Raw genomic sequence first — 14,416 nt, 5'->3', positions numbered from 1 at the left:
AACTTATCCTGACACCTATAATAGGACTATTTGTGCGTCTTGAAGTATTGTGTGAAGACAGACTCGGCTTAACGCGTGAGTTGCTCGATATCTTGGCCTCAAAAAGCATTGATTTAAGAGGAATCGAAATTGATGTTAAAGGTATTATTTATCTAAACTGCCCTGATATTGATTTTGATGCTTTTAGTGAACTTATGGCTGAAATTCGCCGAATTTCAGGTGTGAAGGATGTACGTAAAATCCAATTTATGCCAAGCGAAAGGCATAACACAGAGCTGATTGCTCTGCTGGCAAACCTACCTGATCCTGTGATTGCGATTGACCTTAAAGGCTCAGTCGATATGGCTAACCACGCCGCATTGAGCCTCTTCAACAAACAAGAAGATGAAGTCATCGGTGAACCGCTCGCGACGTTTGTTCCTAGTTTTAACTTTGCTCGTTGGATCGAAGGCGATGTAACGCGCCATCGTGAAGTTGTCGTGTTGGATGGCTTAGATTTCTCTATTGAGATCCTGCCGATTTACCTTGGTGGTGATGTCAACGAAGCGGTACTGGCAAGCGCAGTAATGACGATTCGTTCTTGTAATCAAGAGATGAACTCGCCAGATTCAATCCCAGAACAGAACAACCTGGGTTTTGAACACTTTGTTGGTGTCTCTAATCGCCATAAAGCCTTGATCAGCCAAGCTAAGAAATTGGCTATGCTGGATCAGCCTCTATTAATTGAAGGCGATACAGGTACGGGTAAAGAGATGCTGGCGAAAGCGTGTCATAACCGTTCAAATCGATCGTCTTTCCCATTCTTGATTCTAAGCTGTGCATCGATGCCTGATGACGTAGCGGAAACGGAATTGTTTGGTCATGCGCCGGGTTCATTCAACCATGAGCAAGGTCATAAAGGCATTTTCGAGCAAGCGAATGGCGGTACGGTATTTTTAGATGAAATTGGCGAGATGAGCCCGCATCTACAAATCAAATTGCTGCGTTTCCTACAAGATGGTTCATTCCGTCGTGTTGGTGAAGAAGAAGAGATGCACGCTGATGTTCGTATTATTGCATCAACGCGCCACCGTCTTTCTGAATTAGCCGACTCGGGTTCGTTCCGTGAAGATTTGTTTTACCGCTTGAATGTACTGACTCTGTCTATCCCTGCATTGCGTGAACGCTCAAACGACGTAGCACCGCTATTGGAACTGTTCGTTGCAAAGTACGCGCAGCAGTTAGGTATGTTAAAACCAAAATTGACTCAAGAGTTAGTCGACCAGCTTGGTAATTACCAATGGCCGGGCAACATTCGTCAGTTAGACAACATGGTTCTACGCGCACTAACAGAGTTGGATTCAGACACGCTAACGGTTGAGCAATTCCACTTGCCACAGCTTGAAACAATGACGGCAGGAATGGCGAACCTGAGCTTAGATGGTTCGCTCGATGAAATCATGAAAGACTATGAATCTCAGATTCTAGAGAAGCTTTATCAGTCTTTCCCATCAAGCCGTAAGCTAGCAAAACGTTTGAATGTATCTCATACCTCAATTGCGAATAAGCTTCGTGATTACGGTATCAGAAAGAACTGATCGAATAAGAACAAGATTATGGAAGATTTGAGTACACCAGAGCGCATTTATAAGCATGATGGTAATCTGATTCTACGCACGGCTGAAATCGATGATGCTGGCATGATCAGCGAGTACTTTCAGGTTAACAGAGAGTATCTGAAACCTTGGGAACCGATTCGCGAAGACGCGTTCTTTGATAGAGCGAGTTGGGCGCAGCGACTGATCAAGTTAAACGAGCTTCATAAAATGGGGCTAGGCTATTACTGTTTACTGATTAACGCTGACTCTAATGAAATGTTAGGCACCATATCGTTCAGTAATTTGTCTCGTTTCCCGTTCTACGCTTGTAATGTCGGTTACTCATTGGCGCAAAGTGCACAGGGCCATGGTTACATGCGCAGAGGTTTGAACATGGCCAAAGACTACATGTTTGATGTGCAGAACATGCACCGCTTAATGGCGGGCTACATGCCTCACAACGAACGCAGTGCTGGCGTATTAGAACATCTTGGTTTTGTCCGAGAAGGTTTTGCTAAAGACTACCTACAGATTAACGGTAAATGGGAAGACCATATACTGACAGCATTAGTTAACCCAAATTGGGAAGATAGACGCGTTATTTAGCGGCAATATTGCTAAGACGTAGTACTAGTTAAAGGCAAATAGCTTTTAAACGTAAACAAAATTTAGACGCAGCGTATATCAAGCTTTGCTAATCGCCGCTGCATCAAAAAGAACAGATAGGCATGGTAAATCCATCAGCCTGAGCAGATATTTGAGGAATTTTGATGTCATACACAACTTTGGACGAATACCAAAGAAAATGGATTTTCACACACCAGTCAATGCCGCTTCCGGCAGAGGACTTGGAAAAGATTAAGCCAATGACACAGGCGAGAGCATCTCAGTTCTGGAAAGAGAACGTGAGCCCTCAAAGCCCAGACGCAGAACGACTGAGCTCGCAAGACTGGCCAAGCAAAGCATCGAACTGGAATGAAGAGATCAGTTGGATGGCGCATTGGGAAGCGGATGAGCCTGAAATGCCAGAAGAGATTCTTAACTTTATTGATTGGCAAGATGACGTAACTGTTTATTTTTGTTACGAAAAGTACAATGTTCTTGAAACCAAATGGGCGATTTTCAAGAAGCATTGGAAGAACTTCTTGTTCTACGATGATGGCCCGATTCTAATCGGTCGTCGTCGTTCAGAAGCCCTTTGGTTTGCTACCAATGGCAAGGTGAAAATTGGTAACCGTGCTTAACCTCGGTGTGATTTAATCGAGCTAGTGCTGGTAATCCGAGCAACAGATAGATAAACAAAAAGCGAGCATCGAGCTCGCTTTTTTTGTGCCTAATGATCTTCGAAGATCATGGGGAAAGACCCACTATTTGAGCCCAACTAAAAGTGACCATATCCACTCATTTAAAGCGAGTGAATTACGAAATTGAGATCGCTATCTCATTGGGTTAGTTGAAGTTTCATGGGGTTGAGCTATCTTTATATTACTGCCTTAGTGGAGGTGAAGTATTATGATTTGGGATACTCTCGAACGTGTAAATAAACTTCGCAAGGAAGCAATGGAGGATCCAGAGTTTTTGGATTCAGCAAAAATGCATGAGGAATGGCTTTTAAGCGAAACTCATAATCAATCGAACAAAGGAGCAAAAGAGAATAAACCGAAAAAACTATCTGACATTTATGAAAATACGGATTTTCCTATCAACCCAACTGGAACCAAACATTAACAATGATGAACTGCAACACGGCTAAGGCTCTTAACCAAAAAGCTATAAGTCGATTACACATACCAGCCTTAAGCCACCAATAAAAAAGCCACTTTCAACGAATCGAAAGTGGCTTTTTCTTTTCTTGCTAGCTTCTTTACCATTAGCAACGAAAGCTAATCGTTTTCAAACCTAGTTATTGATTAGGCTTAATCCGCTTGGTAACGCATCACCAAACACACGCTTAGATTCACTCTCAGAAAGCTCAGTCACTTCACTCACTAGTGTTAACCATGAGTCCGGTACCTTGCTTTGCTTAAGCTTCTCAATCACTTGATTGCGATAGTCGTCAGAGATATCAAACTGACGGTCACCGGTTTTTCGACAAATCATCACCGCTGCGAAGGCGATCATCTGCTCTTTCTGCCAGTTCTGTTCAAGCAGTTTTGGTAACCACTGTTCAGCTTGCTCTCTAGGAATTACGCTGTGTTGGCTGCCATACAAAGGCGTTCTTGATGCTAATCGTCCTAGCGCCCACCAGTGAGCCTGTTCAAATTGGTTATGGTTGATCGCTTTGCTTAAGAACCAACTTGCCAGCAGCACTTTGTCTTCAACCTCAAGTTGCTCAAGTGACGCCGCTAAACGGACCATGGCTTCATAACCATTATCTTGCGCATCTTTGGCTGTCTTAGGGTTCTTCATTGCACCTGGGTGAAGGTATTTAGCGATGTCAGCCAAGATACTCTCTTGCTGCTCTTGGTTTAATCCACCGGCAACACGACGCCAGAATACCCACCAGTCCGTCCAACCTTGGTGGTTCTGGAATTGAATGTTTTGTTGGTAAAGGCCCCAAATTTGTTCGATACGCCATGAGTCAGTCGGATCGCCAAAGCCTGGACGCAGCGAGTAACCCGCCAAACGCAGCCAGTTCTTCTCGTGTGCTTCTGAACGACGGCGGCGTTTACGACCTAATGAAAAGGTATCAAACAGATGGCGAAGGGTCGTGAAATCCCATTCATCACGCTTACCGAGTCGCTTCTCAAGATCTTTCGATAGTGTTTTGATCTCTTTTGATTCAGCACTCTTCTTGTTGCCGCTGTACAGACGAGAAATCAACTCCTTACATTCATCCAGTCTTGGGTGAAGTTTAGCGGTATCAGACTCATCACCTTGCTTGTTTCTTACTTCAAACTCGAGCAACCAACGCTTAGAGTCATCTTCTATACTCACACACTCCATTTTCAATGTGCCGACTTCGGTTAACTGACAAGCGAGCAGTACTTCAACACGCTCTTTTTGGTTGGCTTGAAGTTCTGCAGTACCTGAGCCTTCCAGCGTAGAAATATACGGTGGGAGAGGGGAGAACAAGTCGGCATCCACATTGACCATCACACCGTTTTGAATGGCGGTGTCATGAGCAATTTGATCGTGTGTTGAAGTCAGAAGATTAAATCGTACTGGCTCACCTAAAGTCAGCGAGAAACGACGGCTGTTCAAGCGTATCTCTTGGCCTTCTTCGGTTCCTTTGGCAAGCAGACAAAGCGCTTTACCCATCTTGTTTTTCTCTTGCAGATGCAAGAAGTAAGAGCGGGCAGCACCGCCACCGATTTTCAGCTGTGCACCGCGGCGTGCTTTACCAAAGGCAACCGCGCCAAGGGCAACAGACCAATCTGGATGAGGGTTATCAAGCACTGTGATAGGAGAACCGTTCCAGTTGCCCAGTAGCTGAGTAATTCGCTCTGTTACCAGTTCACTGTTAAACACACCACCATTGAGCAGCACGCCAACTGGAATTGCAGGTTTGGTGTCATCGAACTCAATAGAGTCTGAGTTTTCCAATGCGGCTTTAGACACTTGTTGGTGCGTTGCTAGGAATTCTGCAACGTGCTTACTCACCGCAGGGTCAGCCACGTAAGGCAGACCAAACTCAACCACAGCACTGCGGCGTTTGTCGGGTGTTTCAGCAAACTCAGAAAGCGGGAAGAAACCTTCCAGTGCAATCTGATGAACTTCTTGTTTCGTTAAACCAATACTCTTGGTACCGCCAAGTAGCTTTGAGCCGCTGCCCAGCATGGTGATCTTCACATCGTCTGGCGCGTTAGCAGAAAGTAGGCTCTCTTTTGCGGCGCGAGTTTGTTGAATAAGCTTGGTTAAGCTTGAGGCATTCAGCTTTTTGTTTTGATTGAAGCGTTGCTCTGCAAGGTGGGCAAGGGCCAAATCTAGATTATCACCACCTAGCATTAAGTGTTCGCCAACACCGATACGGTCGAGTGCTAGCTCGCTATGACCAGCATTATCTGCATCGCTATTCTCATTGAAGCTGGCTTCAATTAAGCTCAAGTCGGTAGTACCACCGCCGACATCACACACTAAGATCAATGGGATCTGTTGAAGCTCTTCGGCAGCAGTTTGTTGGTGACGAGCATACCAGTCGTAACAAACCGCTTGAGGCTCTTCGAGTAATAGAATCTTACCTAAGCCAGCAAGCTCTGCCGCTTCAAGTGTCAGCTTACGTGCTGTCTCATCGAATGATGCAGGAACCGTTACAACAACATCTTGATCTTCAAGCTTGTTGCTTGGATTGCGGTAGTTCCATGCTTGGCGAATGTGATTCAGATAGCTCGCACTCGCGACAACTGGCGATACTTTATCGACATCCGCTGCGCCAGCCCAAGGTAGAATATCTGAGCTACGATCCACCGCTTGGTGTGACAGCCAACTCTTCGCACTCGATACTTGGCGGCCTTCTACCTTCGCACCCAGTTCACGAGCCCATTCACCGACGATAACGTTTTTGATATCGCCTTTTACTGGGCTTGGTTCCCACGGCATCGTCAGGTCAGAAGGGGAGATTTGACCTTGTGCTGGGTGGTAACGAAAGGATGGGAGTAAGGGCTTGCGAACCACTTCACCGGGGCCGATGAGTTGGTCAATATCGAAAAGAGAAACGGGAGCATGTTGTAGGTCGTCGTTGATTTCACAGTAAGCGACAACCGTATTGGTTGTACCTAAGTCAATGCCGACTAAAAAACGAGGAGTTGCCATACAAAACCTTATTCTTCCAGAGTGATGACCAGTTTTTTGATAGCTTTGGTCTTATTGTTGTTATTCGTAAACGTCATTCCTGAGAAACAGGCAGGACTAGATTGAGAAATGCATTGATAAAGTAACGGCACCCGCTAAGGTGCCGTTGATTCATTATGCTTGTTCGTTTGAGTCGTTATTCGAGTCTTCACGAACATCGAACTCAACGTGCCACTTCTGACCGTTGTCAGTAGCAATCGCTTCTAGGTGTAAGGTGCCTAGCTCAGTAACGCGAGAAGCCAAAGTCACTGGAACCACTTCACCTTCGCGACGGCCTTCAGAAACCGGCAATGTCACTTGGATTTCAGGAAGCTCATCAAGCTCTTCAGGCGCCCAGTGATCAAGGTGCGTACCCGCTTCATCTTCACGACGAATGGTTGAACCGAAGAACTGGAAGTGTACTGGCTGACCAATCACTAGACCGAATTCTTGGCTAGGTACTTGTACGCTTGAACCTTCTTCCATACCAAATGGTGCAACACACAAAGCTTCCATCGGAGGGGCCATACCTGGGATAGCTGGCATCGCGCTTTCAATTCCTACGTAGTAAGAAGAAGCGATACCACCGCGGATACGAACGCCTTGGCCACGACGAACTGCGCCGTAGTATGAAGCGCCACTTGCAACCGCTAGGTCTAAATCTAAACCTGAAAGCTGTTTTGCGAACTCTTCGTCAGCATTGATCAACCATTCGTTGATCGTATCTGAAAGACGATCAGCAAGTAGGTTCGATTTTAGAACACCACCATTGAACAGGATTGCTGTTGGCTTGATGAAGTCTGCCGCTGGCGCTTCTGACCCTTGCGTACCGGGCATACCGGGCATGTTTGCAAACGGGTTGAAATCTTGCTGAGCCGTTTCGCTATTTCCAGAAAGCGCATTCGCTTGCTTAGAAAGGAATGCGGCAATGTGACGAGTAATACCTGCGTCTTGAGCGTAAGGCAGACCCATTTGAGTCAGTGCGCCACGCGTCTTTTGTACAGGGTGCTCAGTTACAGCAACTTTAGGGAAGAAGCCGTCCACTAATGTTTGTTGAACTTCTTGCTGAGTCAGTTCTGTTTTCAGTGTTGCGCCAAGCAGTTTAGAACCACGGCTTGGAACAACGATAGGAACAGATTGCAGTTCAGCATCGTTAAGCAGTGCTTCTTTCGCATCACGACATGCGTGAGTCATTGCTTGAACCTGCCAAGGAGCCAGTTCTTTGCCTTCTTGAGCCAGTTTCATCTTCAGACGATACGCTAGAGCTAAGTCCATGTTGTCGCCGCCAAGTAGGATATGTTCACCTACTGCGATACGGTTCAGGCTTAGATTGCCATCGTCTTGTGTTACTTCAACTAAAGAAAGGTCAGTTGTGCCACCACCGATATCGACAACAAGCACGATGTCACCAACGTCTACTTCATCACGCCATGTGTCGTTGCTGTTATCAATCCAACTATAAAGTGCGGCTTGTGGTTCTTCTAGAAGAGTCAGGTGAGTGAAGCCCACATTACGTGCAGCTTCTGCCGTTAGGTCACGAGCCGCAGGGTCAAACGAAGCAGGGACGGTAATCGTTACATCTTGGTCTGCCAGTTTGTGTTCTGGATTCGCGTGATTCCAAGCATCTTTAAGGTGCTCAAGGTACAGTTCAGTGGTCTTAAGTGGCGATACTTTTTCAACTTCTTCAGGGCTGCCTGCAGGAAGAAATGCGTCGCGACGGTTTACACCACTGTGGCATAACCAAGATTTCGCGCTAGCGACCAAGCGAATAGGGGTCTTCGAACCAAGGTTACGAGCAATAGCACCAACCAGTGCTTTTGGCTCAGATGACCAAGGTAGAACGCGAGAACCTGAGTTCATTTCGTGTTCGTGCGGTTGGTATAGAAACGAGCCTAGTTGGCTGCGAGTTTCTACCGTACCAGGAGCCGTAAGTTGAGGGATTTGCATCACCTCAACGCGAGCGTCTTCATTGCTTGTGTCGATGTAAGACAAAACGCAGTGTGTTGTACCTAAATCGATACCAACACTGAACTTAGGCGCCTGATGTTCTTGTGAATGCTCTTGCGATGAAGAATGGTTTTGGTGTTCCATTATAGCTCCACCTCTGCCGGTGCAATTACAGATGCATCGTAGTTTTCAGCAAGCTTAGGCAGGTTCATGTTAGTTGCTTTCCAACCTTTGTGAACCAATGTGCCGTTGAATGGTGCGTTACCCGTTACGTTGCCAGTTAGGCGAATTTCTTGAGGGTTGAAACCTTCAGCAATAGTGATACGTGTTTCTTCATCTTCAGTGCGGATGTGAGACAGCGTTACGTAATCGGCTAATACTTTTTGACCGCCAGTGTGAATAACACGAGCTGCTGCGCCAACTTCTTCATCAGAGAATGACGTTAGGTCTTCTTTTAGGAAGTCAATTAAACGAGCTTCTTGCTGCATGATAGACAGTAGTTGCATTGCAGAATCTGTTGGTGCTGTTGCCAGCTTAGATTCAACTTCTACTACTTTTTCGATCACACGTTCAACTTCAACAACTTTCTCTACTTCGACAATTTTCTCAACTGGCTTTTCAACTTCAACGATCTTTTCTACTGGTTTTTCTACGACTTTCTCAACCACTTTGGTTTTACGAGAAACGGCAATTAACAGTAGTAAAACGCTTGATGCAGTTAGGCCTGCGTGAAGCATATCAAACGTTTGTGGGATTAGGTTCAAATCAACGATCATAGTGATTTCTCTTTAAAATTGATTTAACGGTATATTCGTCGGTTCAAAGGAATATACAGGTTGGAAAGAAACTCATTGGCACTAAGCCGAAACGGTCACTTTCAAGCTATAAATATGGATGGATACTAGCATATTCAAGGCTTAAGAGTGGTATTTAATGTTTTTAATCAAGTGGGTTTTTGGTGTGTTAGCTTGAAATTTAGTCGAGATTCGGTCGAATATTGGTCGTCGATGTGAGGGCAAGGTAAACAATGCCCGTTTTATGTCAGTTTTAAGACTAAACAGAAATGGAGCATGATTCCCTTCCGTTATATACTTTTAACTCATTAGAGACTATTTGGAAGCCACATGCCGCAAACTACCGACCCACTTACAGGGTTGAAGAGACGAACTCTCCCATTGGTCGTATTTTTGGTCAGTTTTTTGATTACTGTGTTGTGTTTTATATTAGTCGCGTTAAACCAAAACCGCGCGTTAAATATGAATTTGGATAGCTTTGCTACTCACCAGACACTGAGTTTGGAAGCGTTTATCGCTAATGACGTGGCTTACATTGGTTCTGGTGCTAATTTTTTCTACGCAAATGATCCTGAAAACTGGGATAAGTTTGATCGTTTTGCACAACAAACGATTAATGTTTCAAAAAGTCTAATTGGCTTGCAGTGGATGCAAAAAGTGGCAGCAGACGAGATTGCCGAGCATACCGCTAAGATGAAAGAAAAATACCCGTCTTGCGAGCTGTTCACTATTCCAAAACACGAAGCCAAAGTCTTTGGTTACATCTTAGATGGTGAGCCGGCGTTCATTGCTAGTGACCTGTATCCCAACACACAAGCAAACGACAATGTACTTGGCTTTTATTTTTCTCGTGAGCGCTTCAAGCTGGTTTTAGATAATATTAAACAGACACGTAAAGCGAATATTTCAGACAAAGTTCGCTTGCTTCAAGACGGCTTAGATCAAAATACACCAAAGACTGGCATGTTGGTTTATCACCCTGTGTTTGAAGGCGAAAGCGATAATCTACTTGGCGTTGTGATTGGTGTGGTTCGAACGACTTACTACTTTGAAAATCTACTGGCTTCGGCAGTGGGAGACATGGATGTCTATATTCGTGTTACCGATACGGGTTTCGAAGCAGAAGACTCCCCAATATTGTTTGAAACCGAGGGTTATGAAGCGGTATCTGGGCACCACATTACCAAAACAATCTCACTGACCAATCGAGATTGGAAGGTCGATTACAAAATAGATTCATGCATCTCTTTCTATGGTTATCTGGTATTAACCGGAATCGCGTTAGTCGGAACAACTATCTCATTGCTGTTGGCGTATATCGTTAATATGCAAATCCGAGAGAAAGAGCGCTTGTATCAAATGCTTGATAAAAGAACAGAAGAACTTCGCTTTCTTGCCAATCATGACAGTTTAACGGAAATTTATAATCGCCGAGCTTTTAATAAGATGCTTGGTCAATCGATACAAAGCGATAAGCCGTTTAGCTTAATAGTGTTTGATGTTGATAAGTTTAAAGAGATCAATGATAAGTTCGGTCACCCTGCAGGGGATGCTTTACTCATTCATGTAATTAAATTGATTTCAGTGAGCTTGAAAGAGGGGGATAACCTGTTTCGTATAGGTGGAGATGAGTTCTGTATCATTTCTAGTATTACAAACCATGAAGCCCTAGAACGATACTTACAATGTATTCTAAGAACAGTGAGCCAGTCTCATTGTGAGCACAAAGGTCGACAGCTCAGTTGTACTTTGAGTATTGGTGCTGCTATTTACGCTAATGAAAACACGGAAGAGATTCTGCAAAAAACAGACAGTATGCTCTATCAAAGTAAGTCGAATGGCCGAAATCGAGTGACAATTGCAGGCTAAATGAGCACTTGATACAACTAGGGTCGAGTTCTGTATTGGGCTCATGTACAATTTCACAAAATTTTTGACGAGAGAATTAGGCGACGTATGAATCACAATCGAGTTGTGTGTTTCGATTTGGAAATGTGCTGTTGGAGCGAAGACGGTGTGGGAACAACAGGAGAGATCATTGAAGTTGGTCTTGCTGAGATTGATCTAGCATCCGGTACTATCGTGAAGCGAGCACAATACTACGTTAAGCCAGAGAAAGACGAAGTCTCTCTATTCTGTGCCGAGTTAACGGGCATTACACCTCGTAAAATCGAAAAGCAGGGTCGCCCATTAGAGTCTGTCATCAAGTCGATGATTAAGAACTTTGGTGGTCCCAAAAAAATCTACGCAGCGTGGGGACGTGACGACCTTATCTTACACAAAGAGTGTATTGAAAAAGGCATCGAGCCTCCGTTTAGCGAGTTCTTAAACATCGCAACGCTTTACCGTGTTCAGAATCGCTTGAAAGACAAACGCATTGGTCACCGCGCTGCTCAAGAAGCCAAAAATATTGAGTGGGAAGGTCGTCAGCACTCGGGTTATGTCGATGCTTATAATCTTGCGAAACTCACATTAACTATGTTGTAGCTAAATTTTTAGCTCCTCTCAGCCCTGTTTAGTCAGCTTTCAGTTTACCGATTCAAAAAAGCGACCGGTTTCTTAACCCGTCGCTTTTATTTATTTCAGTTTCCAATTCATTATTTCAGGCACTAATTTTCGCCTAAAACACTTAACTTACTCTTGATAAAGTCACTGTGGTCAACGTAGAGCAGCTCCGCTGTTTTACGGATCACAGAATCTTCGATAGGGTCAATTTCCCCGTCGGCATGCGCTACTTCCCACATCGCTTTGATTAAGTCGATTCGCACTGGCTGAGATAGGTCTCTGAGTTGCGATGTAAAGTCATACAGCGATACTGATTGCTCTACTTTCGGCTCTGCTTGCGCGAGCAGTACCTTTGCTTGTTCTTCATCTAAATCCAGCAAACGCTGCAGAAGCTGTAGCTTAGCGACTCTTTCTGATTCATTGATCTGATGGTCGGCACCCGCGACTTCACACAACAAACTCGCGATGGCGATATTAGGTGATGTGCCTTGGTTTTTGCTTAGGTCCTGGCCTTCAATCAATTGTTTAAACATTGATGTGAGAGAATTGAACATAACGAGCTCCAGTTAAAATTTGTATCGAGTTCCGTAACGCTGATAGCTATCAACTATAACCATAAGCATAACTATTGGGTCTACAGAGTGTGATCGCAAGCGTCTTTACTAAAAACTGACATTACGGATACGCGAGCGATAAGGAGCATTTTATCAATCGGGCTCTGGGAAACGGGTAATTTTACCGTCGCCACTGAGTGTCGTGATCGATTGCGGTTTCCCATCAGTGTCTAGCCTCAATTCTCCAATCGCACTGCGGTTTGAAAGGCGATAGAAGGTCTGATTGTCAGGGCTTCGCTTTTCGATCTTCAAGCGTTTACGCTTAGTGAAGTAGTTCAAAACTGAGCGAGGGCTGTATAACAGGCGGTCCCATACATCGCAGAATTTAAGCAGCGGAGCAGGGAACTGATTTTTAATACCACTGCAGGTGATTTGATAGATGTTCGGGCTGTTGCGACGATACCTAAGCTTGATGTCATAAGCGAAGGAGTAGTGAACATCGCCAGAAAGTACCACGAAGTTGGTCGGTGTTTTGGTATGGGTAAAGATGCTAATCAGCGTATTAGCACTGCCCGGATGTGCCATCCAGTTTTCAGCGTCAATCACTAATGGCTTGCCGATTGTGGTCGCCATCTTTTGCAGTGTTTCAATAAACTTCACGCCAAACATCGGTGCAGCAGAAACGATCACCACTTTATCTTGATTCATTAACTGATGTTGAAACTCAATCAAGGCTTCCCAGTCCATTAAACCTGAAGGCTTGTTCATGCGTGACTCTGAACGCCAACGACGCGTACGAGTATCCAACACAATGACTTTGGGTGAGGTATCTATTGTGTAATGCCACTCTTCAAAGCGACTCAGCATCTCAATAAAGGCTTGATGCTTGTCTGGCTCGATGTTGCCAATAGAGTGAGTAGTCGCTGCATTGCCGGCTTCATTATGAGTTTGTTTACTAATGCGCGGTTGTTTAGTAATGAGCGGTTGAGCGACAAAAAGCTGTTTTGCTTGCTCGATAAACGTTTCATCGAAGCTCTCCGGTTTGTTACCCCAACCTTGACACATCCAGTAAGCCGCAAGGCCGTTACCAATGACTTGGGTCGCGAACTGGTTTTGGTCGACGGCATGCTCCCAACCCACGGTAAGGTTCCAATCATCCGTCACATCGTGATCATCGAAGATCATGTACGTTGGAATATGCGCGAACAGACGTTGCACTTGCGGTAAGCCAGCAATGAAATCATCCATGATGACGCTTTCATCACGCCATTGTTGCTGCTCAGTCGGTGTTAATTGGCGTCCACCTTGAGTGAAGTTATTCTCAATTAAACGCTCTCGATTGACGCATTGCCACAGTGTCGGAGACCAAACCAATAAGTACATCGCGATAAACTCAGACAGCGTGACCAAGTGGTTTTCACAATCGGTAGAGCTAAAAATCGGCACGCCACGGTTCGGGAATAACTTATCGAGCATGGATTCTGAAGCTGTGTGGTGCGGCAAATAGTGATGACGCTGGTATAAGTGGTATTCACTGTTATACAGAGCGTCACTGTTGTTGATTTGTTTAATTTGCGAGTCAGTCGGTAAGCTTTCGCCTACAAGGCCAAGCAGGTGAATCACTTGTTGAATAGCATCAAGTGTTGGGCCTGCCACATGGTCGGCGTAGATCTGATCGCCGCTCATCATCAGCATGTCGGGTCTTTCAGCGACGGTTTGATCGGCCATCTTGTTATCGGCTGCAACTAGGCTGTCTTTGCTTGGATGATGCGGGTTGCGGCAAGAGCCATGAAGAATGTAATCAGCTGAGGTCGATATCTTAAACTCAACGCGAGATTTACCGTTGTAAACAAGGTGAGGGGCGAGCTCTTTTAGTGAACCTGACTCTGTGTGAATGTCATATTCAAGCAGCGTATTAGTCGGAAACTCACCTTGTAAGCGAATTAGCGTTATCCACGCATGTGTACCGATTTGAATCGAATCATGTTCTTCAAGCGATGAGGTATAAAACGGCTGGTCTTGTGCTGCTTCAGAATCGTCTATTTCTTGAGTATGAAGCTCGGCTCTGCCTGTAAGAGGCGAGCTGGTGGCTAACCAAAGTACTACTTCAGTCGCGGTGGTTTTTCTTAAAATGGGTCCGGCGAGTAACAGGGGAAGAGATGATGTCGTAGAGGGTTTCAATACGGTACCTAAAATCGTTGGTGGCTAGTCGTCGTGGTGTTCTTTTGTTTCGAGCTTGTTCGTGTCTGGCTTTGTGGTTCCAAGCGTT

11 protein-coding genes are annotated in these 14,416 nt (G+C 45.1%); 6 read left to right on the top strand and 5 right to left on the bottom strand.

Translation table 11 applies throughout. The features are described 5' to 3' along the window. The first annotated feature begins 32 nt into the window (after positions 1-32). The 4 genes from tyrR to AB4482_RS12995 all read left to right on the top strand — a co-directional run bounded on the left by tyrR (position 33) and on the right by AB4482_RS12995 (position 3,305). Complete coding sequence (tyrR, locus tag AB4482_RS13010) at positions 33-1,577, top strand: transcriptional regulator TyrR (RefSeq protein WP_136974821.1); 1,545 nt, start codon at positions 33-35, stop codon at positions 1,575-1,577. Between the two features lie 18 nt (positions 1,578-1,595). Continuing rightward, complete coding sequence (gene rimJ / locus AB4482_RS13005) at positions 1,596-2,183, top strand: ribosomal protein S5-alanine N-acetyltransferase (protein ID WP_017065430.1); 588 nt, start codon at positions 1,596-1,598, stop codon at positions 2,181-2,183. A gap of 164 nt (positions 2,184-2,347) precedes the next feature. Continuing rightward, positions 2,348-2,821 carry a DUF2947 domain-containing protein gene (locus tag AB4482_RS13000; protein ID WP_017060433.1) on the top strand — a complete coding sequence of 158 codons (474 nt, stop codon included), beginning with the start codon at positions 2,348-2,350 and terminating at the stop codon, positions 2,819-2,821. Between the two features lie 268 nt (positions 2,822-3,089). Beyond that, on the top strand, positions 3,090-3,305 hold the full coding sequence (locus AB4482_RS12995) for a hypothetical protein (RefSeq protein ID WP_017065431.1): 216 nt from the start codon (positions 3,090-3,092) through the stop codon (positions 3,303-3,305). A gap of 171 nt (positions 3,306-3,476) precedes the next feature. Here AB4482_RS12995 and AB4482_RS12990 read toward each other — a convergent pair whose 3' ends face one another. From AB4482_RS12990 to AB4482_RS12980, 3 genes are all read right to left on the bottom strand, one after another. Further along, entirely contained in the window at positions 3,477-6,329 is a 2,853-nt protein-coding gene (locus AB4482_RS12990; protein ID WP_372074222.1) for an Hsp70 family protein, read from the bottom strand. Between the two features lie 153 nt (positions 6,330-6,482). Further along, the gene (locus AB4482_RS12985; protein WP_372074224.1) at positions 6,483-8,438 is read right to left on the bottom strand and encodes an Hsp70 family protein; all 1,956 of its coding nucleotides are present in this window, start codon (positions 8,436-8,438) and stop codon (positions 6,483-6,485) included. Beyond that, on the bottom strand, positions 8,438-9,070 hold the full coding sequence (locus AB4482_RS12980; RefSeq protein ID WP_102258585.1) for a DUF2760 domain-containing protein: 633 nt from the start codon (positions 9,068-9,070) through the stop codon (positions 8,438-8,440). The genes AB4482_RS12985 and AB4482_RS12980 overlap by 1 nt, the downstream gene beginning before the upstream one ends. A gap of 348 nt (positions 9,071-9,418) precedes the next feature. Between AB4482_RS12980 and AB4482_RS12975 the strand changes: the two genes are divergently transcribed. Together AB4482_RS12975 and AB4482_RS12970 are read left to right on the top strand one after the other, a co-directional pair. Continuing rightward, entirely contained in the window at positions 9,419-10,957 is a 1,539-nt protein-coding gene (locus AB4482_RS12975; RefSeq protein WP_372181064.1) for a diguanylate cyclase domain-containing protein, read from the top strand. A gap of 87 nt (positions 10,958-11,044) precedes the next feature. Beyond that, complete coding sequence (locus tag AB4482_RS12970) at positions 11,045-11,575, top strand: 3'-5' exonuclease (RefSeq protein WP_017068784.1); 531 nt, start codon at positions 11,045-11,047, stop codon at positions 11,573-11,575. Positions 11,576-11,697: 122 nt separating this feature from the next. Here the strand turns inward: AB4482_RS12970 and AB4482_RS12965 are convergent, their stop codons facing one another. After that, complete coding sequence (locus tag AB4482_RS12965) at positions 11,698-12,147, bottom strand: TerB family tellurite resistance protein (protein WP_102428587.1); 450 nt, start codon at positions 12,145-12,147, stop codon at positions 11,698-11,700. 153 nt (positions 12,148-12,300) lie between these two features. Next, the gene (locus AB4482_RS12960; RefSeq protein WP_372058509.1) at positions 12,301-14,328 is read right to left on the bottom strand and encodes an alkaline phosphatase family protein; all 2,028 of its coding nucleotides are present in this window, start codon (positions 14,326-14,328) and stop codon (positions 12,301-12,303) included. Between the last annotated feature and the right edge of the window lie 88 nt (positions 14,329-14,416).

It is taken from the genome of Vibrio sp. 10N.222.55.C7 (assembly GCF_041473335.1).
Lineage (GTDB): Bacteria > Pseudomonadota > Gammaproteobacteria > Enterobacterales > Vibrionaceae > Vibrio > Vibrio crassostreae_C.
Note: the sequence above shows the minus strand (reverse complement) of the source record. Positions and strands in the feature narration are given on the sequence as shown.

Excerpts from the sequence above, each read along its gene's own strand:
- rimJ (WP_017065430.1), top strand. The coding sequence starts at position 1,596 with ATGGAAGATTTGAGTACACCAGAGCGCATTTATAAGCATGATGGTAAT.
- AB4482_RS13000 (WP_017060433.1), top strand. The coding sequence starts at position 2,348 with ATGTCATACACAACTTTGGACGAATACCAAAGAAAATGGATTTTCACA.
- AB4482_RS12995 (WP_017065431.1), top strand. The coding sequence starts at position 3,090 with ATGATTTGGGATACTCTCGAACGTGTAAATAAACTTCGCAAGGAAGCA.
- AB4482_RS12990 (WP_372074222.1), bottom strand. The coding sequence starts at position 6,329 with ATGGCAACTCCTCGTTTTTTAGTCGGCATTGACTTAGGTACAACCAAT.
- AB4482_RS12985 (WP_372074224.1), bottom strand. The coding sequence starts at position 8,438 with ATGGAACACCAAAACCATTCTTCATCGCAAGAGCATTCACAAGAACAT.
- AB4482_RS12980 (WP_102258585.1), bottom strand. The coding sequence starts at position 9,070 with ATGATCGTTGATTTGAACCTAATCCCACAAACGTTTGATATGCTTCAC.
- AB4482_RS12975 (WP_372181064.1), top strand. The coding sequence starts at position 9,419 with ATGCCGCAAACTACCGACCCACTTACAGGGTTGAAGAGACGAACTCTC.
- AB4482_RS12970 (WP_017068784.1), top strand. The coding sequence starts at position 11,045 with ATGAATCACAATCGAGTTGTGTGTTTCGATTTGGAAATGTGCTGTTGG.
- AB4482_RS12965 (WP_102428587.1), bottom strand. The coding sequence starts at position 12,147 with ATGTTCAATTCTCTCACATCAATGTTTAAACAATTGATTGAAGGCCAG.